Genomic DNA, 18,444 nt, shown 5'->3' with positions numbered 1-18,444 from the left:
ACGGGCTTACCAGCTGAACACCTCGCCGCGGGCCGAACCACCGGGCGTGGGCGCGTAGTACTTCCAGCTCAGCACGACGACGTACCGGTGACCGTGCGGCGGCTGGTGGTCGAACGGCCCGCAGCTCATCTCCGGCGCGGCCTGTGTGGGCGCCAGGCCGGGGCACGTGTTCGTCGCCACCGCGGCGTCGGTGTCGGCGTCGTGCAGGGCCACGGTCAGGTCCACCCTCATGCCGGACTGCCCGCCCAGCATGGAGGCCTTGATCCGCACCGCCGGACCGGTGGTGTAGCACGGCCGGACCAGCGCCCCCTGGTTGCCGCCGGCGTACGCGATGCGCGTCGAGCACTGCCACGCGCCGAACACCGGCGGTAGCTTCACCGCCGCGCTGCCGCCGACTCCCCCGGGTAGCGCCGTCCGGCTCCTGGCGGACGCCGACGGCGCCGGCGAAGGCGTGGCCGCGACCGCGCTCGCGGCCGGCGCGCTCGGTCGGGAGGCGGCGTGGGCGCCTGCCGGACCGGACGGGCGGGCGGCGTGCCCCGGTTCGTTCCGGAGGTACCCGCCGAGCAGATGCCGCCCACCGAACCCGGCGACCCCGGAGACCACCACCGCGGCGGCGACGATCCAGGCGGACAGGGCCACCCGGCGGGGCCGGCGACCGGCACCGCGGATGTCGTCGGCGAGTCTCGGCAGTGACGCCACGCCGGCCGACTCGAGCGCGAGCCGCCGCAGGTCGACCGCGAGGGCCGCGGCCGACGGGCGGCGGGCCGGGTCGCGGTTCAGACAGGCCTGGATCACCGCCCAGGCCCGTTTCGGGATGCCGGCCCGCTTGCGCGGCGCACCCCGCAGGTGCCGGACCAGGATCGTGCTCTGCAACTGGTCGGCGTACGGCGGCCGCCCGAGCAGCAGCTCGTAGAACATCACGCCCAGGGCGTACACGTCGACGGCCGGGCCGGGCAGGCCACCCTCGATCAGCTCGGGGGCCATGTAGTTGGGGGTACCGATGACCGCCCCGGACGTGGTCATCCCCGGCTCGTCGAGGACCCGCGCGATGCCGAAGTCGGTCAACCGGGCCCGCGGGCTGCCGTCCAGCGCCCGGTCGACCAGGACGTTGTCCGGCTTGAGGTCACGGTGCACCACCGACCGTACGTGGGCGGCGTTCAGCCCGTCGGCCACCTGCGCCAGCAGCGTCGCCGCCTCACCCATCGGCAGGGTGCCCCGCTGGGCGAGGTACTCGCGCAGGTTCCCGCCGTGCACCAGGTCCATGACCAGCGCCAGCATGCCGTCGGCGGTCGCGATCAGATCGCGTACCCGCACGATGTTGTCGTGACGCAGGGACAGCAGAATCGACCGCTCCTGCAGGAACCGCGCGACCGCCTTCGGGTGCCCGACCTGCTCCTCGTGGAGGACCTTGACGGCGACCTCCCGGCCGCTGGCACGGTCACGCCCCCGCCACACCGTCGCCGCCGCGCCGCTGCCGATCTCCTCAAGTAGGTCGTACGAGCGGTCCTCGATCGTGCCGTCGGGCGTCAGTACGCGACCGCTGCACGCGGTGGGCGTGTCCGCGCCCGCGGTTTCGCTCTTCACCTGTCCTGAGTCCTCGCCTCGTCGCCAGATTCTCATCCGGGACGTTCAACGCACGAACGGCGGTTACGGTACGGGTGGATTGGCATCGACCTCGAACGGGTATCGACCGGGCATGCGTATCGGAGGTGTAGAGGTCCGCCCGCTCGGCGGCGGCCTGGGCTGCCTGCTGATGATCCTGTTCTCGATCGTCGCCTCGGTCGTGCTGACCGTGCTCGCCAACCTCGTGCTGCGCTGAGCGTCAGCCGGGCGTCACCGGGACAGGGCGCCAGGGCGAGCACCGGCGAGCTCCGCCAGGGCCGCCGGGTCGTCGCCGGCCGAGCCCAGCCCCACCGCGGCGGCGCCGGCATCCAGGAACGCCCCGGCGTTGACGGGGTTGAGCCCGCCGGTGGCGACGAACCGCACCTGCGGGAACGGCCCGCGGATCGCGGAGAACCACTGCGGCCCGAGGCTGACCGCGGGGAACGCCTTGAGCCAGCGACAGCCCAAGTGGACGGCGCGATGCACCTCACTCGGGGTCGCGACGCCGGGCACGTGCGGCAGGCCGATCTCGGCGCTGGCGGCGACGACGTCCGGGTCGAGCCCGGGCGCCACCGTGAAGACCGCACCCGCGTCGGCCGCGACCCGGACCGCCTCGGGTGTGACCACGGTGCCGGCGACCACCCCGAGCCCGCGCTCGCGGCTGGCCTCCACCGCCGCGCGCAGCGACGGCACGTCGTCGGGCGTACCGATCGTGACCTCGATCAAGGGCACCCCGGCGGCCCACGCCGCCTCGGCCCGTTCGACGGTCTGCTGCGGGCCCAGCGCCCGCAGGATCACCATCACCCGTACGCCGTCGAGCATGCCGTCCAGTGTGGTCATCGGGTCCTCCCGTGGGCATCGACGCCAATCATGCCGCGCGCATCCGGTCGCGGCCACCCCCGGCGGAGATCGACTACGCGGCCAACTGGTCCCGGCCGCGGTGCTTGGCGGCGTACAACTGCCGGTCAGCGGCGTCGAAGAGGTGGCCAGCGACCATGCCGTCACGAAGCGCGGCGGCACCCATACTGACGGTCACGCGCATGCCGGGCGCGATCTCGTGCCAGGGGTACGTGGCGACGCTGCGGCGGATCCGCTCGCCGATACGGGCGGCGGTGGCAAGGTCCCCGGGCACGAAGATCGCGAACTCGTCGCCGCCGAAGCGCACCGGCACGTCGGCGCGCCGGCAGTGCCCCTGCAGCGCCCGGGCGATCTCGACGAGGACCCGGTCGCCGACGCCGTGCGAGTACGTGTCGTTGATGTCCTTGAACTTGTCGACATCGACGAGCAACAGGACGAGCCGGTTCGGCCTGGATTCGACGCCCCGGTCGAGGAGGGCCATCTGCTGGTCGAACCGGCGGCGGTTACCCAGGCCGGTGAGCGGGTCCTGGAACGCCGCCGCGTCCGCGCGGGTCCACTCCGCCTCCAGCTCCATCCGGCGGCGGGCCTGCCGCAGCATCGCGATCCGCTCCAGCCGCAGGCTCCAGAGGTGCTGGGCCTGCGCCCGCAGTGCGGTCAGCACGTGCCGCCCCGCCTCGGGATGCTCGGCGACGGCCAGCAGCGCCAGCTCGTGCTGAATGATCAACCGCTGGGTCGTCTGCCCGGCGCTCGCGGTCAGCTCCTCGGCGGCCACGAACTCCCGCCGCGCCTCGCGGTAGTCACCCCGCGCACGCAGCGCAATGCCGTACGCCAGGTGCGCCAGCCTGGCCTCGTGGAACTGGCCCCGGTCCCGCATCGGAACGATCATCGGCCCGGCCAGCGCCACGGCTTCGTCGACCTGGCCGAGCTTGACGAGCGCGATCGCGAGCAGTGCGGTGGCCAGCGGTGCGTCCGCCGGGTGGCCCGCGCGGCGGTACACCTCCACCCAGTACCCGAGCAGCCGCTCGCTGAGCTGGTACCGGCTGATCGCCTCGTCGGCGCGGCCGATGTGCTCCAGGCGCAGGGCCCACTCCACCAGGAACTCGGCGCGTTGCAGCTCACCGGCCTCACGGTCGGGGTGGCCCTCCGGGCGACCGTCCGTCATGCTCCGCGCCGACGTGTCGGCCAGCTCGTACAGCTCGGCGGCGCGGGCGGCGTCGCCGAGCGAGGACAACGCCGACAGGTAACGGGCATGGGCTCGCGGGGCCTGGTCCAGCAGGATGATCGCGCGCGCCACCGACTGGAGCCCCTCATCCAGGCGACCCAGCCGGATCAGGATCTCGGCGACGTCCGCGAGCGTCTTCGCCTCGTCCACGGTGTTCCCGGCGGCCCGGTGCTGCCGCAGCAGGGACTCACCGGCGGCCAGCGCCTCCTGCAGCCGGCCCAGCCCGATCAGGGCGTACATCCGGGTCTGGACCGCGAACTTCAGGCCTCGGGCGTCGCCGGCCAGTCGCGCGATCAACTCGAAGACGTCGGCGGCCCGCAGCGCCTCAGGGTTGCGGCCCTTGATGGTCAGCTCGTGCATCCGCATGACCAGGACCTTGAAGCCGCCGAGCGGGTCCGGGAAGACGGGCAGGCGACGATCGTCGACGCCTGTGCCCATGTCGTCCTCCTCGCGAGCGGCCGCTCCCGTACGCGCGGAGAACGATCCTTGGCGCAGGTCGGCAGCGAAGAGGCCGGAATGAGGATTTGTTGACTAGATCATCCGGTTCGGGGGCCCCCTCCACCCTGGTCACGCCGCCCACCCCACCGGTGCCTGCCGCGCGCTTTGCTCTGCTGCCGGATAGTCATCAGGCGTAGCGCTGCTACCGGTGATGCCGAAGCGGGAGCAGAGCAAAGCGCGCGGCGGAAGCAGGCGCACCCCGCCCGTTACCGGCGGTACCTTCGCCCGGTGACGGTGTCCGGCGACCGCGTACGTCTACGGTCCCGGCCGGCAAGCCCGAGCAGCCGTGCCCCCCTGGGTCTCAGGCGCCCCGCCCGGTCTTCTCCTGCAGTTCGTCGATCTTCTTCGACGCCTCGGCCTTCGTCGGGGTCTCGGGGACCTGCTCCCCCGCCTCCGTCGCCAGGGTCTCCAGGTAGGACCGCTGGGCGCCGGTGGGCGGCTCGTCGCCGGTCTTCCAGTCGTCCGGGTCCTTGATCGCCGACTGCGGGTTCTCCTGCGGGTCGCTCATTTCTCCACCTTTCGGATGCTCGAACACCTGTTCCCATACCCGTATGCGGAGCAAGGCATGCATGGCATCTGAGACGCGGGGTAACCGCCGGGCATGACGGTGAACCCGATCCAGCTGCAGAAGTTCCTCAAGGGCATCGACTACCCGGCCGACAAGAACACCCTCCTGCAACGCGCCCGGGAGAACGGCGCCGACGACAACGTGGTGCGCACACTGCAGGAGCTGCCCCGGGACCGGTTCAACTCCCCCAACGACGTCAGCGAGGCCGTCGGCGACATGCGTTAGACCTCGTCCTCCTGGTCGACGTCGCCCTCGGCCTGGTCCCGGTCCCGGGCCTGCTCGACCTGGGGCGACGTCGCGTCCTCAGCCGGGATGTCGCCGGCCTCCGGGACCTGCAGCGACGGAACCTGTTCCTCAGTCATGCCACCGCTCTACCCCGCGTGGCTCTACCGCAACCCCGGCACCGGAGGCTCCCCGCCGTCCCAACGGATCAGCCGGCGCGCCTTGCCGACCTCCGTGCGCGGCAGCTGCCCCGGCTCCACCAGGACGACCTCGCAGGACAGGCCGAGCCGCTCCCGCAGCGCCCCGCCGAGCCGGGCGGTGACCACCTCGGGGGTGAAGTCCCCCGCCGCTTCCGCACAGACCGCCAACCTGGGCTGCGCGGTCCGCGCGTCGACCACGAGAAGGTACTGGGGCGCGACGGCCGGGTCGGCCAGGACGACCTGCTCGACCTCGCTCGGGTACACGTTGACGCCGCGGATGACCAGCATGTCGTCGACCCGCCCGGTCAGCTTGCTCATCCGTACCGTGGTGCGCTTGCCCGGACCGGGCGCGCGGTTCAACCGGGCCAGGTCGCCGGTGCGGTAGCGCAGCAGCGGCAGCGCCTCCTTGGTGAGCGTGGTGAAGGCCAGCTCGCCGAGCTGCCCGTCGGGTACGGGCTCGCCGCTGAGCGGATCGAGCGCCTCCACGTAGAAGTGGTCCTCCTGGACGTGCAGCCAGCCCTCGGAGTCGAGCGTCTCGCAGGCCACGCCGGGGCCGGTGATCTCGGACAGGCCGTAGATGTCGAGTGCCCGGATGCCGAGCAGCCGCTCGATCTGTACCCGCATCGCATCGGTCCACGGCTCGGCGCCGTGTACCCCGACCCGCAGCCCGGTCTCCGCCGGCGCCACGCCCGCGGCCGCGAACGCCTCGCCCAGGTAGATCGCGTACGAGGGGGTACAGGTGAGGACGTCCGGGCGCAGGTCCTGAATGAGCCGCAGCTGCCGCTGGGTCATGCCGGCCGAGACGGGTACCACGGTCGCGCCCAGCGCGCCGGCCCCGTGGTGCACCCCGAGGCCACCGGTGAACAGGCCGTACCCGTACGCGTTGTGGATCAGCGACGAGCGGGTGGCGCCCGCACCGACCAGCGACCTCGCCATGACGTTGGCCCAGGTCGCCACGTCGCCCGCGGTGTACCCCACCAGCGTCGGCCGGCCACCGGTACCCGACGAGCCGTGGATGCAGGCCACCTCCTCGGCCGGTACTGCGAGCATCCCGAGCGGGTAGTGCTCCCACAGGTCGGCCTTGGTCGTCTGGGGCAGCCGGGGCAGGTCGGCCAGGCTCAACCCGGCACCGGAGTCGACGCCGGTGGCGCGCAGCCGGCGCCCGAGCACGCCGTCGGCGGCCAGCAACCGGTCCACCAGTCCCCGCAGCCGTTCGGTCTGCAGGGCGGTCCGCTCATCGGCGGACATGGTTTCGGCGGGATCGAAGACAACATCGGCGGTGTCTGCGGGCGGATTCATGGTCACACCCTAGGGCGGGCCCATCGGCACTGGTATCGATCACTCGTTCGGAGGACCGTCGAACTGGGAGGGGTGACGATGGGACAGACGCTGCGGCTGGGGCGGGTGGCCGGCATCCCGGTCGGGGTGCACTGGTCGGTCCTGGTCATCATGGCCCTGCTGGTGCAGGGGCTGGCCACCTCCGTGCTGCCGACCAGCGCCGCCGGCCAGCCCGCCTGGGCCTACTGGACGATGGCCGTCGCCGCGGCGGTGCTCTTCCTGGTCTCGCTGCTCGCCCACGAACTGGCCCACGCCCTCGTCGCGCGACGCTACGGGATCCGCGTGCAGCGGGTCACCCTGTGGCTGCTCGGCGGCGTCGCCGAGCTCACCGACGAGGCCCCGCACGCCCGCGCCGACCTGTTCGTCGCCGCGGCCGGCCCGTTGACCAGCGTGCTCGCCGGTGCCGCCTTCGCCGGCTCGGCCGTCGTGACGACCGTCGCCGGCGCGCCGGCGGTGCTCACCGCCGCGCTGATCTGGCTGGCGCTGATCAACGGCGTCCTGGCGATCTTCAACCTGCTCCCCGGCGCGCCGCTGGACGGCGGACGGGTGCTGCGCGCGGTCCTGTGGCGGGTGCGCGGCGACCGGGACCGGGCCAGCCTGGCCGCGGCCCGCGCCGGGCACGGACTCGGGCTGGTCCTGGTCATGGCCGGCCTGGCCGAGGTGCTCTTCACCGGTCGCCTCCGGGGACTGTGGATGGCCCTGGTCGGCTGGTTCCTCGTCTCCGCGGCCACCGCCGAGGAGGCCGGCGCCCGGTACCGCTCGATGCTGGGACAGGTACCGGTACGCGAGGTCATGAACCCCTATCCGCTGAGCGGGAACCCGGAGCAGAGCGTGGGCGACTTCGCCCGTACGGTCGCCTCCCGCGCACATCACCGGGCGTTCCCACTGCGCGACTGGTACGGCCGGCCGGCGGGCGTGGTGCGCCTGGCCGACGTGGCGCGGGTACCCGCCGACGCCCGGGAGCGGACCCCGCTGTCCCAGGTCGCGACCCAGCCCGACCAGGTACCGGTGGTGTCAGCGTCCCGGCCGGCGGCCGAGATCGCGCCGGCCCTGGCGCGGTACGGCCTGGTCCTGGTCGTGGAGGACGACCTCCTGGTGGGCGTGGTCAGCGAGGCCGACATGGTCCGGGCCACCGAACTGGCCGGCCACTCCTGAGCACGCAAGCTCGGGAGCACGGCCGTGGGTTCCGTGTCGGGCTCACCTGACGTCACGCCGGCCTCCCTGACTCGGGATGTGCGGCGGCGGAGCCGAACCGGGCCTTGTCGGCCCCGCCGCGCGCTGGACGTACCGGGCACCGGGTGTGGGATGTGGAACGGGGGGTAACGCCCGGACCGTCCGCGTGGGAACTACGTCAGACCGTAGTGGGTTCCGCGCCGCCACCGGGGGCTTATTAACCGAGACCTAAGAAAGATTTGCCGAGCCGTGAAGCGGGGACTCCGCTCCGCCCTTCTCGACCCGCTTGCGACGCCGTTCGGCCGGGTCCCGCGACAGCCGGCCGACGAACCCGAACCGGCTCGACGTGGGCGGGGCCCACTCCGCGTCGGCGAGCAGGACCACGATGCTGGCGCCGCCCAGCCGCCCACGGGCGATGTTGACCGCCCCGTTGGCGGAGTACGCGACCCGCTTGACGATGTCGAGACCGAGGCCCGTAGACCCGTGGCTGGTCTCGCCCCGGCGCAGCGCGCGGTCGGGATCGGCGATGCCCGGGCCGCCATCCTCGACCCGGATCGCCACGTACCCGTCCCGCCGCGACACCGTCACCTCCAGCGGCACGCCCTGGGGGGTGTACCGGAACACGTTGCCCAGCAAGGCGTCCAGCGCGGCGGCCAGTTCGGCGCGCGGCACCGGTACCGGTGCCCGCTCGTTCACGCCGACCGCCTCGCAGCGCCGCCCCTGGTCGCCCGCGACCGCGGACCAGAACTTCATCCGTTCCCGCACCACTTCGCTGGCGTCGCAGCCGGTCGCCTCGCCCTGCTCCACCGCGGCGGCCGGGCCCGACTTCCGGGCGGCCCGGATGATCTCGTCGACCTCCAGTTCGAGGTTGCCGATGGCGTGCCGGATGCGCTGCCCGGCCCGGCCGTCGTCGAGGGTCTCGGCGTCCAGCCGCAGCGCGGTCAGCGGGGTACGCAGCCGGTGCGACAGGTCGGCCAGCAGTTCCCGTTCGCTGTCCAGCAGCACCTTCACCCGTTCGGCCATGGCGTTGAACGCGAGCCCCGCCTCGGCCAGCTCACGCGGACCGCTCGGCTCCACCCGTACGTCGAGCCGGCCGTTGCCCAGCGCAACGGCGGCGTCGGCCAGCCCGCGGGCCGACGAGACGACCTTCGCGGCGAGCCGGTCACCGACCAACACCGCCGCGACGACCAGCACGAGCGCGACGGCGGTCAGGGTGTACCACGCGGCCGGCACGCCGCGGGTCAGCTCGCCGCTCGGGATGAACACCTCCACCACCGCGGTCCGGTCGGCGCCGATGTCGACGGGTTCGAGGTAGGACAGGCCGCCCGGTACGTCCACGACGAGGGACTTGAGCTGCCTGGCCACGCCGGCGATCTCCTCGGCGCGGGCGTGCCGCTGCCCGACGCTCCCACCGTCGAGGCCGTGTACGGCGACGCGGGCGGCCGTCGGCCCGCCGGTCGTGGCGATCGCCCGGTCGACCGCGATCGGGTCGGTGGTGGCGGTCAGGACCGCAACCACGACGGCGGTCTGCCGCTCGGCGTCCGACAGCGCCCGTTCCCGCGCCAATTGCGAAACGACCATGCCGAGTGGGATGAGGAACGCCAATGCGACCATGGCCGTCACGGCCACACAGACGTACGCCAGGGCTCGCCTCAGGCCGGTACCGCGAACTTGAAGCCGACCCCCCGCACGGTGTGTAGGAACCTGGGTTTCGCCGCGCTCTCGCCCAGCTTGCGGCGCAACCAGTACAGGTGGACGTCGATCGTCTGGTCCTCGCCCACCGACGGTTGCCGCCATACTTCCTCCAGCAGCTCTCGCCGCGATACGACCCGACCCGGCCGCGCGGCCAGGTATGCCAGCAGGTCGAACTCCTTGCGCGTCAATGTCAACGGCTGGTCGTCAAGGTACGCCAGGCGCTGGCCGACATCGACCCGGAGCGATCCGGCGTCGATCACGACCGGCTCCTCCCGGCTGGCGCGGCCGGCCCGGCGCAGGACCGAGGTTAGCCGGGCGTCGAGGTGGGCGCTGGTGAAGGGCTTGACCATGTAGTCGTCGGCACCGGCCTTGAGCAGCCGGACGATCTCGGTCTCGTCGTCCCGGGCGGTCGCGATGATGATCGGCACGTCGGCGATCCCGCGCAGCATCCGCAGCGCGTCCGCCCCGTCCAGGTCGGGCAGGCCGAGGTCGAGCACGATCAGGTCCGGCGTGTCGGACGCCACTCGGCGCAGCGCGTCAAGCGCGGTCCCGACCGCGTGGACCGTGTGCCCCCGGTCGGTGAGCGAGCGCAGGAGAGCCGCGCGGATGATGTGGTCGTCCTCGACCAATAGGACCGTGGCCATGGTGAGCACCGTATCGGGTAGGGCAAGATGGGGCGCGTGCAGCGCCGGCTCGCCTACCTCCTCGCGTGGTCCGTAGCGGCGGCGATCACCGTCAGTGCGTCCTGGCTCGGGATCCGGTCAGTGCTGGCCGCCGCCGCGCCGACCCGTACGGCGCCGCTGTCGGCCGCCGAGCTGCGCCGGGTTGTCCCGGCACCGCCCGCCGCCTCGCCGTCCACCCCCGGGTCGTCGTCTTCCTCCTCGCCATCGTCCGACCCTTCCGCGGCCCCGGGCAGCCCGCCCGCGCCGCCGGCCGGGTCCGGCGGCCCCGTGTCCGGCTCCCCCGCGACCGGCACCGGCGGCTGGCAGCCCAGCGGCGACGGGTTCAAGCGGGTCTTCCACACCGTCGGCGGCGACGCGGACTTCTTCATGACCAAGGACGCGGTACAGGTCTCGTCCAGCACCCCCAGGGCGGGGTACACGGTCAACGTCACCCGGTACGGGGTCGACTCGGTCATGGTGTCTTTCTTCGGCAACCGCAAGACCTCGCGAATCTGGGTCCGTTGGTGGAACGGCCCGTACGGGGAGGTCACCGAGAGCGTCGACTGACGGGTTCGGATCGAGGCCTGCTGGCGAATCCCCAGCCGTCCCGCACGTTGTGACGATCATGAACAGCGCCGGTGGGGTGCGCCTGGCCGGACGCGCACCCCACCGGCTTTCTGTTGGGGAAGAAGGCTCTACGGAAGTGTGCCCAGGTGTCCCTTCACGCTACGTGACCAGTTACCTCCGGCGGATGTATCCCAGTTGGTCGACCAGGTCATCGCACCGCGGATGTCCGGCCAGGGCGTGGCCGGCCTGAAGCGACCGCACCCGGTCCCCCTGGCGAGGCAGTCTAGAGCGTTGTTCACCACCGATGGGTCCACGTACCCACTCCCGGCAGCTCTGGACGAAGCGGGCAGGCCGATCGCCACCTGATCCGGGCGCAGCCCGGCCTGGATGGCGATACAGGCCTGCGCCGTGATGAAGTCGACCGTGCCCTGCGAGTACACGTTGCCGTCGCAGCCGTTCATCGACCCGGAGTTGTAGTACTGGGTGTGTACGACGGTCAGAATGTCCTTGATCTTGAGGGCCAGCGAGAGGTAGGTCGACGACGCGGACTGCATGAAGATCGTCTCCGGCGCCATCGTGATGACGAGGCCGGAACCGGCCCGGCTCCGCAGGGTCCGCAGCGCGGAGGCCATCTGGTCCGGGTTCACCCCGTTCTCCAGGTCGATGTCGACGCCGTCGAAGCCGTACGCCTGCATGAGGTTGTAGACGCTGGTGGCGAAGTTGTTGGCGGCGGCCGGGTCGCCCACCGAGACGGTGCCGTTCTGGCCGCCGACCGAGATGACCACCTTCTTGCCGCGCGAGTGGAGGGTGGCGACGTCCGTCTTGAGGTCGGCGTTGGTGTACGCGCCCAGCGCCGAGGAGAGCCCGGAGTCGACGTTGAAGGTGACCTTGCCCGGCCCGCTCGGGTCGGTGTCGGCGAAGGCCACCGCGATCAGGTCGTAGTCGCCCGCGACGTCGCGCAGCCGCTGCACGGCGGCGCCGTTGTTGAAGTTCTGCCAGTACCCGGTGAGCTCGTGCCTCGGCAGCGGTCCGCCGCCCGGTGGAGGCGGGGGTGGGGGCGGCGCCGTCGTCGGTGACGTGCTCGGCGTCGGCGTCGGCGTCGCTGGCGGTGGCGGGGTGCCGCCGGGGCCGGGCATGGTGACGTCGTCGGCGTAGTAACTGCCCTGGCCGTACCAGCCGTGCAGGTACACGGTGACGCTGCGGGTACCGGCGCCGGTGGTGAACGTGACCGACAACTGCTGGTAGCCACCGCCCGTACCCGGGGTCCAGGTGCTCGGGTCGGCCCCGCCGGTGCCGGTCGCGCCGAGGTAGACGTAGGCGCCGTTGACGTACGCCGACAGGGTGTACGTGGTGTTCGGCGCGACGGCGACGGTCTGCGTGCACTGGGCGTTGTCGTTACTGCTCGCCGCCCCCTGCAGTGCGTAGCTACCGCTGTGAGCGTGGCCGGTGACGGCGGTGGCCGTGGCCGGACAGGACCAGCCGGCCAACCCGGACTCGAAGCCGGGGTTGGCGATCGTGTTCGTGGCCGCCGCGACCGGTCCGACGATCAGGACGACCGCGCCGGTGACCGTTGCCGCGACCGTGCTGGCGGCCAGCACATACCGATATCCGCGCATGCACAACTCCTTCGGGACGCGGCCCGCCGGGGCCACCCCGTACCGCGTGGACATCGATGCAACCCGATGCGACGATTAATGTCAAGGTTTGTTAACTGTTTATTCGGGTGCCGCTACAGCGGGCCTCCTCGAGGACCGCGGCGTAGGGGTCGCGTCCCCTACGCCGCGGGTTCCTGGCTCACTGCTGCGGCTGAACGGGCGCCTGCTGCTGCTCGCCCGGAGCGGGCTGGGCCGGTCCACCCTGCTGCTGCTCACCGGGAGCGGGCTGGGCCGGGCCACCCGGCATCTCAGGCGCATGCTGCTGCTCGCCCGGAGTCGGCTGAGCCGGACCACCCGGCTGCTCACCGGGAGCGGGCTGCGCCGGACCACCAGGCATACCAGGCTGCTGCTCGCCCGGCGTCGGCTGAGCCGGACCACCCGGCTGCTCACCCGGCGTAGGCTGCGCCGGAGCACCCGGCGGGATCCCTGGCTGCTCGCCGGGTGCGGTCGGCTGCGCCGGAGCGCCCGGCATACCAGGCTGCTGTTCACCCGGAGTCGGCTGAGCCGGAGCGCCCGGCGGCATCCCTGGCTGCTCGCCGGGTGCGGTCGGCTGCGCCGGAGCAACCGGCGCACCCGGAACTTCACCCGTCGTCGGCGGAGGCGGCGGCACGGCCGGACCCGTCGTCGGCGGAGGCGGCGGAGGCGGCACGGCCGGACCCGTCGTCGGCGGAGGCGGCGGAGGCACGGCCGGACCCGTCGTCGGCGGCGGCGGAGGAGGAGGACTCGTGGCGGTCGGCGGAGGCACGGCCGGACCCGTCGTCGGCGGCGGCGGAGGAGGACTCGCGGCGGTCGGCGGAGGCGCGGCCGGAGTCGTCGTCGCCCCAGGCTGACTCGTGGTCGTCGGCGGAGGCGGCGGACTTGTCGTCGTAGTCGTCCGCGGTGGAGGAGGACTCGTGGTGGTCAGCGGTGGAGGCGGCGGTGGCGCGGCCGGACTCGTCGTCGCCCCAGGCGGACTCGTGGTCGTCGTAGTCGTCGGTGGCGGAGGAGGACTCGTGGTGGTCCGCGGTGGAGGCGGACTTGTCGTCGTCCGCGGCGGTGGGGGCGGCGCGGCGGGACTCGTCGTCGCCGCAGGCGGCGGAGACGAAGGAGAACGAGGCGGACTCGTCGTCGTCGCCGTAGGCGAAGGAGAACGAGGCGGACTCGTCGTCGCCGTGGCCGGCGGAGGCGAAGGAGAACGAGGCGGCAGCGACGGCGCCGGCAGCACCGGACCGACCGGGTCCAACGGCCTCGGCGCACCCTGCACCGTGAGCAGATTGTTGATCCGGGACCCGATTATCGTTACCTGATTCGAGGTGAAGACCTGAGCCGGTGCGCTGATGGTGATGTTCGAGACGGTCGCCGGAGGGGCCGTCGCCGGCTGCCAGACAACGGTGATCTTCGCGTTGGCCGGAGGAGCAACGGGAAATACGGCGAAGTCCCGGAAGTAGCCACGCCCCGGAATGACGACCTGCTTACGCGGGAACGTGGTGCAGTAGGTGTTGACCGGGTTGATCACCTGACCACTGACGATCCGCAGATAGTCGGTACGGGTACAGGTGAACGTCCGCGGAGCGGTTGTCAGGTTCGTGATCTTTACGAAAGTGACGAACTGCTGGGCGGAGACCACCCACATCTGGTCCAGGCTGACGGTCCACACGCTGTCGTGATAGACCACGTTGTCGACGGGGTAGACGCCCGGGACCGGCACCGATACCGGCTGCTGCGCGTAGGACAGGGGCAGACCAGCCTCGAGCGGACCGGCCCGGCCGTTCGCCAGCGTGACGAGGTTCGGGTGGTGGGATGCCGCGTCCGCGGACAGGTTCGGGTTACTCAACTCCGCGCCGGCAACGGCGAACGCCACCGCCAGCGCGGTAATCGTGCCCATCACCGCCCTTTGGACCTTCTCGCGACGCGACCTCGTGAGTCGTCGTGGTCGGTCAGGCGGTTGAATGTTCATCTTCCTGTTCCTTCCGACGCTAGCCGCAGGGACCGCGAAGCTAGTCGCCGAGTAAGCGAACAGGCCGATCACGCACAGAACTTGAGGACCAACGCCTACAGGTAGAGCACGCACGGGACGCACGCCACGGCGGCATCGCCAGCGATCCGGGTAGGACGGCCAACGACATCAGCGCACCCAGAGTAATGCCTCTTTCACGCAACGCTACGCCCCGACCGCACCGCCGACTCACCTGGTCCCCCGAGCGGAACCGCATCCCCGAACGACCGGAGGGGTCTCCGCCAACCGTTCACAACGCCTAGGGCGTGAGCGTCCACTCCCGCCCCAACCGCTGTGCGGAATCTTGTTCGTGCGGCACCCCGGGATCCCGTGGGCGCTCCTACCCGGGAGTTGGGGTTCGGGTCCGGGATGACCTGCTGGCGGCGTCTGGAGGAATGGAACCGGGCCGGAGTGTGGCAGCAACTGCACGCGCTATTGCTGGCCGAACTACAGGGCGCCGACCGCCTCGCTGGCCTGCGCCATCATCTGCTACCGCCGCCTCAGCAAATGACCATCCGTCAGGAGCTCTGAGTGCGGGACGCCTCATCCTGCCCACTGGCCGCTATAGACCCAACCAGGCGCCGGCCTGATCGTCGGTGGCCAGCCAACGCCGGATCATCTGGAAGTTGACGTGGAGCGGAAACGACATCTCGTTGCGATGATTCGACTCGAACTTGTCGATCTTCTGAACAAGTTCGTCGACACCGCGCCCCGGATCGAAGTGGATGGTCAAATGATCATCGATGTAGCGGCTTTCGATTCCCTGCACTCGCCCGTTCGCCGCGTCAAGTCTGGCCACCCCGAAGAATTGAGGCTTCCCACCGAGGTGGCTGAAACGGGCGTATCCCAAGGGAAGAATTGAACCCAACTCCGGCGTCTCCGTACTATGCAGGCCCAACTCCTCACACATCTCGCGGCGCATCGCTCGAGCAAGCAGGGTGACCAGTTCATCCTGCTCATGGAGATCATCCCAGTCCACCGAACCACTACCGGACGACGCGAGTAGCCCGCGACTCACCTGGTTGCCGGCGCTCTGCCTGGTTACGAGAATCCGGCCATCCGACGAGATCGCGAGCACGTCGACGCCAAGGTGGTTGGAGCACCTGCTTCGATCGAACGTCGGAATCCTGCCTGCACGGAGCAGAACCTCCTCGGAATCAAGTATCTCCCGCTCGCTTCCGCGCTCCCTGAGTTTGTAAAGACCAAGACGGTTGGTGACGAGAAATGCCGAGTAAACCGTCTGCTGGAGCGAAATCGTCGCACTGTCGGACAGGAAGTCCCGGGACAGCCTTATCTTCTTCTCATCGGCGTCAAGTCGGACCCTGAGCAGCTTTCGTAGCTCCTCATACCTTCCGCTGGGCAGCCAGAGCTCGGGAGTGCGCTCGATCGCGATTTTTTCACCATGGATGAGGCGAGCGTTGATGCGCGCGTCGGTCACCGCCCGCCACGAATTCAGCTCGATCTCTTCCCATCCGTCGTATGGAGCTTCGTACTGGCCGACCACCGGCCCATCCGGCCGCTCACGTTCGTAGATACGCTGCAGCCTCTGCCAGTCGTCGGTTGCTTTGCGCACGATCTCGAAGACGCCATAGCCGACGGACAGCAGGGCCGCCACCCGGAAAAACACTGAGGACCCGGCAAGGCCGACCACCTCGACAACCAGCAAGACGATGCCGATGACGAGCGACCAGGTGTGCCGAACGGACCAACGAAGGAACCGGCCCAGGAAGATTCTGAGCAGAATCATGCTTTCGGCCTCATCGGGTTCGGATGACGGCACGGCACCATCACGTACAGATGATCGCCACTATAGGCAGCTCACGCACCTCCGTCACCGACCGAGCGGCGTGCCTCGTTCGGAAAGCCGGCGAAGTAGGCCACCGTCGCGTCATCGGATGTCTTGTTCCGTGGCCAACGAGTGCCCCGCACGTCCTGTGACTCAGCGGCCCTTACCTCGTTGACCAGGGCGTGTGGCCCCGCAGTCGCCAGGAGATCGAGAACACCGGCCCAGTCGTACAGCGCAAAGGTACTGACGGCCCGCGCCGCCCCGTCAGTCAGAATCGCACCGCGGCGCACTCCCGCCAGCGGAACCGCACCGGTCAACGCCTGATCGACGACGGCGGGATCGCCGGCCGCAATCCAGTACCCACCCGCCCGGTTTCTCGCGGCAAGCTCGGCGCGCTTCATCCGGGCCAGCGCGGCCTTCTTTCCCTTCGAGCCGATCGGTAGTTCGTCGGCAGCTGCTCGTTCCGTGGACGCAATCCGACTCACCCGGTCGTCAACGACGACAAACTCGCCGGCTCCCGTGTCGATGACGACCGTCACGTCACCAAGGACGAGATAACGCAGCTGGTCGCCGTCGACCTGGACGATGCCGACCGACCCCGACGGCGAACCTGGGTGGTCCAGATCGCACGTACGGCTATGGCGCTGCGCGGTCCGGCGGATGCCAGCGGCAAGAGCCGCAGAAGGTCCGAGATGGCGATACCGTAGTACGGCATCGGCGAGGTGATCCGAGTACCAGGCTGTGCCGTGAACGCATCCGGTGTCGGTACGAGCGGTGGCACCGTCGACGACGACCAGAAGGTCGGTCCCCACGACAACCCGATCCTCGTTCGGCGTGTCGGATGAACCGGCCTCCGTGGCAACGCGGACATGCATGCCCTGATCATGGCATCGCCATCCACCTGGTTCGGTCCACTTCGTAGGCTTTGCCGTATCCGTCCATGCGAGCAGAGAGTGGCCGGTCGACTCAGTGCGGGTGCGGGTGCGCGTGATCGTGCGGATGATCATGCGGCATCTGCGGTGCCCCGACCCGATGCTCGTGCCCGGGCAGGGCGATCCGGTACAGGCAGGCGTCGCAGTTGGCCCGTGCCTCTCCGCGCAGTGCCTCGTCGTACCGCTCCACGACCAGCGACGCCAGCCCGTCGCAGTCGCCGATCACCTCGGCGGTGTCAACCGGCACACCCGACGACGAAGACCAGTCGGCGGCCTGGGCCGCGACGCGACGCGGCAGTACGCCGGTGAACAGGAAGTACGGCAGCACCGCGACCCGCCCGGCGCCGAGCAGGCGGCACCGCTCGAGACCGGCTGCCACCCCCGGCTCCGCCAGCGACACGAAGGCGTACTCCACCCCGGCGCCCGGTCTCGTTTCGGCCAGTAGCCGGGCGGCCCGCGCCACCTCGGCGTTGGCGTCGGGGTCCGTGGAGCCCCGGCCGACCAGCAGCACCATGGTGTCCGGGTCCGGCGAGATCTCCGCCAGCCGCTCGCGGAGCAGGGCGAGGATCGTCGGGTGCGGGCCGAGCGGACGACCGTACACGAAGGACAGTCCGATGTGTCGCTGGCGCTCCCGGGCCAGTGACGCCGGGATGTCACCCTTGGCGTGCCCGGCGGCGACCAGCATCAGCGGCACGGCGGCGACCCGACGGGCCCCTGTCCCGACCAACCCGTCGACGGCCGAAGCGATCGGCGGGTTGGACAGCTCGATGAAACCGCCGGCGACCGGCGCGTCGAGCAGGCCGTCGACCCGCTTGACGAACTGGCGGAACTGCTCGGCACCGGCGGAGTCGGCGGTACCGTGCCCGGCGATCAGCAAAGGGGTGGTCATGACAGTGGGTCTCCGTACAGCAGGGCGTTGACCGCCGCGGCGGCCACGGCCGAGCCGCCCCGCGCGCTGACGTTGGACAGTTGGGGCAGGCCGGCGGCGCGCAGCGCGGCCTTGGACTCGGCGGCGCCGACGTACCCGACCGGCAGTCCGACGACGAGCGCCGGGCGTACCGAGCCGGACTCGGCCAGCCGGATCAGTTCGTACAGCGCGGTCGGCGCGTTGCCGACGGCCCAGACCGCGCCATCCGGGGCCTGCTCCGCCGCGAGCCGGACGGCCGCCGCGGACCGAGTCAGCCCGGACCGGGCGGCCAGGTCGCGCGCCGTCGGGCTACTCACCAGACAGATCGACGGGTACCGCGTGATGCCGGCGGCCACCATTGCGACGTCGACCACGAGCGGGACGCCGGCGGCCAACGCGGCCGCGCCCGCTTCGAGGGCCGCCTCGTCGGTGACCAGGTCGTCGCGCCAGCCGGGGTCCGCGGTCGTGTGGATGATCCGCTCGGTCACGTCCCGGGTACGCGACGGCAGGGTGGAGGTGTCCACAAGGGAGCGGAGGATCCGGTACGACTCGGCCTCGATGGGGTGCACGACCCGGGCCACGAC

19 protein-coding genes and 1 pseudogene are annotated in these 18,444 nt (G+C 71.0%); 6 read left to right on the top strand and 14 right to left on the bottom strand.

Going from position 1 to position 18,444, the window contains the following annotated elements:
• Nucleotides 1-6: 6 nt before the first annotated feature.
• The gene (locus tag Pme01_RS05595) at nt 7-1,584 is read right to left on the bottom strand and encodes a serine/threonine-protein kinase (protein ID WP_168117554.1); all 1,578 of its coding nucleotides are present in this window, start codon (nt 1,582-1,584) and stop codon (nt 7-9) included.
• A 112-nt stretch (nt 1,585-1,696) separates the two neighbouring features.
• Between Pme01_RS05595 and Pme01_RS31380 the strand changes: the two genes are divergently transcribed.
• The gene (locus Pme01_RS31380) at nt 1,697-1,819 is read left to right on the top strand and encodes a hypothetical protein (protein WP_275408497.1); all 123 of its coding nucleotides are present in this window, start codon (nt 1,697-1,699) and stop codon (nt 1,817-1,819) included.
• A 14-nt stretch (nt 1,820-1,833) separates the two neighbouring features.
• On the opposite strand, the gene Pme01_RS05590 is transcribed toward Pme01_RS31380, so the two are convergent.
• The 3 genes from Pme01_RS05590 to Pme01_RS05580 form a co-directional block, all read right to left on the bottom strand.
• On the bottom strand, nt 1,834-2,442 hold the full coding sequence (locus Pme01_RS05590; RefSeq protein ID WP_168117553.1) for a bifunctional 4-hydroxy-2-oxoglutarate aldolase/2-dehydro-3-deoxy-phosphogluconate aldolase: 609 nt from the start codon (nt 2,440-2,442) through the stop codon (nt 1,834-1,836).
• Between the two features lie 73 nt (nt 2,443-2,515).
• A complete protein-coding gene (locus Pme01_RS05585; RefSeq protein WP_168117552.1) occupies nt 2,516-4,120 on the bottom strand; it encodes a tetratricopeptide repeat-containing diguanylate cyclase in 1,605 nt (534 codons plus the stop codon).
• Between the two features lie 361 nt (nt 4,121-4,481).
• A complete protein-coding gene (locus Pme01_RS05580; protein WP_168117551.1) occupies nt 4,482-4,688 on the bottom strand; it encodes a DUF3072 domain-containing protein in 207 nt (68 codons plus the stop codon).
• A 93-nt stretch (nt 4,689-4,781) separates the two neighbouring features.
• Here Pme01_RS05580 and Pme01_RS05575 point away from each other — a divergent pair, with 93 nt between their 5' ends.
• On the top strand, nt 4,782-4,973 hold the full coding sequence (locus Pme01_RS05575) for a DUF2795 domain-containing protein (RefSeq protein ID WP_168117550.1): 192 nt from the start codon (nt 4,782-4,784) through the stop codon (nt 4,971-4,973).
• On the opposite strand, the gene Pme01_RS05570 is transcribed toward Pme01_RS05575, so the two are convergent.
• Nucleotides 4,970-5,110, bottom strand: a complete 141-nt coding sequence (locus tag Pme01_RS05570) for a hypothetical protein (RefSeq protein WP_168117549.1) — start codon at nt 5,108-5,110, stop codon at nt 4,970-4,972. The two genes, Pme01_RS05575 and Pme01_RS05570, sit on opposite strands and share 4 nt — an antisense overlap.
• A gap of 24 nt (nt 5,111-5,134) precedes the next feature.
• On the bottom strand, nt 5,135-6,469 hold the full coding sequence (locus Pme01_RS05565; protein WP_203935446.1) for a phenylacetate--CoA ligase family protein: 1,335 nt from the start codon (nt 6,467-6,469) through the stop codon (nt 5,135-5,137).
• A 78-nt stretch (nt 6,470-6,547) separates the two neighbouring features.
• Between Pme01_RS05565 and Pme01_RS05560 the strand changes: the two genes are divergently transcribed.
• Complete coding sequence (locus Pme01_RS05560; protein WP_168117548.1) at nt 6,548-7,663, top strand: site-2 protease family protein; 1,116 nt, start codon at nt 6,548-6,550, stop codon at nt 7,661-7,663.
• Nucleotides 7,664-7,909: 246 nt separating this feature from the next.
• Here Pme01_RS05560 and Pme01_RS05555 read toward each other — a convergent pair whose 3' ends face one another.
• Together Pme01_RS05555 and Pme01_RS05550 are read right to left on the bottom strand one after the other, a co-directional pair.
• A complete protein-coding gene (locus Pme01_RS05555; RefSeq protein ID WP_239088039.1) occupies nt 7,910-9,262 on the bottom strand; it encodes a HAMP domain-containing sensor histidine kinase in 1,353 nt (450 codons plus the stop codon).
• Nucleotides 9,263-9,333: 71 nt separating this feature from the next.
• Nucleotides 9,334-10,020, bottom strand: coding sequence for a response regulator transcription factor (locus tag Pme01_RS05550; protein ID WP_168117547.1), 687 nt, complete (start codon nt 10,018-10,020; stop codon nt 9,334-9,336).
• Between the two features lie 27 nt (nt 10,021-10,047).
• Between Pme01_RS05550 and Pme01_RS05545 the strand changes: the two genes are divergently transcribed.
• Nucleotides 10,048-10,605 carry a hypothetical protein gene (locus Pme01_RS05545; RefSeq protein ID WP_168117546.1) on the top strand — a complete coding sequence of 186 codons (558 nt, stop codon included), beginning with the start codon at nt 10,048-10,050 and terminating at the stop codon, nt 10,603-10,605.
• Between the two features lie 128 nt (nt 10,606-10,733).
• Here the strand turns inward: Pme01_RS05545 and Pme01_RS05540 are convergent, their stop codons facing one another.
• A complete protein-coding gene (locus Pme01_RS05540) occupies nt 10,734-12,221 on the bottom strand; it encodes a chitinase (RefSeq protein WP_168117545.1) in 1,488 nt (495 codons plus the stop codon).
• A 178-nt stretch (nt 12,222-12,399) separates the two neighbouring features.
• The gene (locus Pme01_RS05535; RefSeq protein ID WP_168117527.1) at nt 12,400-12,597 is read right to left on the bottom strand and encodes a hypothetical protein; all 198 of its coding nucleotides are present in this window, start codon (nt 12,595-12,597) and stop codon (nt 12,400-12,402) included.
• Between the two features lie 203 nt (nt 12,598-12,800).
• On the opposite strand from Pme01_RS05535, the gene Pme01_RS05530 reads away from it, so the two are divergent.
• Both Pme01_RS05530 and Pme01_RS05525 read left to right on the top strand, forming a co-directional pair.
• A complete protein-coding gene (locus Pme01_RS05530) occupies nt 12,801-13,130 on the top strand; it encodes a hypothetical protein (protein WP_203935445.1) in 330 nt (109 codons plus the stop codon).
• A 1,397-nt stretch (nt 13,131-14,527) separates the two neighbouring features.
• A pseudogene (locus tag Pme01_RS05525) lies at nt 14,528-14,703 on the top strand (transposase); the annotation flags it as partial.
• 94 nt (nt 14,704-14,797) lie between these two features.
• Here the strand turns inward: Pme01_RS05525 and Pme01_RS05520 are convergent.
• The 4 genes from Pme01_RS05520 to Pme01_RS05505 form a co-directional block, all read right to left on the bottom strand.
• Entirely contained in the window at nt 14,798-16,015 is a 1,218-nt protein-coding gene (locus Pme01_RS05520) for an NUDIX hydrolase (protein WP_203935444.1), read from the bottom strand.
• A gap of 38 nt (nt 16,016-16,053) precedes the next feature.
• Nucleotides 16,054-16,896: a hypothetical protein gene (locus Pme01_RS05515; RefSeq protein ID WP_203935443.1), complete on the bottom strand. Its 843-nt coding sequence runs from the start codon at nt 16,894-16,896 to the stop codon at nt 16,054-16,056.
• A 91-nt stretch (nt 16,897-16,987) separates the two neighbouring features.
• Complete coding sequence (locus tag Pme01_RS05510; RefSeq protein ID WP_168117543.1) at nt 16,988-17,842, bottom strand: sirohydrochlorin chelatase; 855 nt, start codon at nt 17,840-17,842, stop codon at nt 16,988-16,990.
• Complete coding sequence (locus Pme01_RS05505; protein WP_203935455.1) at nt 17,839-18,441, bottom strand: precorrin-8X methylmutase; 603 nt, start codon at nt 18,439-18,441, stop codon at nt 17,839-17,841. The genes Pme01_RS05510 and Pme01_RS05505 overlap by 4 nt, the downstream gene beginning before the upstream one ends.
• Between the last annotated feature and the right edge of the window lie 3 nt (nt 18,442-18,444).

It is taken from the genome of Planosporangium mesophilum, from assembly GCF_016863255.1.
Lineage (GTDB): Bacteria > Actinomycetota > Actinomycetes > Mycobacteriales > Micromonosporaceae > Planosporangium > Planosporangium mesophilum.
Note: the sequence above shows the minus strand (reverse complement) of the source record. Positions and strands in the feature narration are given on the sequence as shown.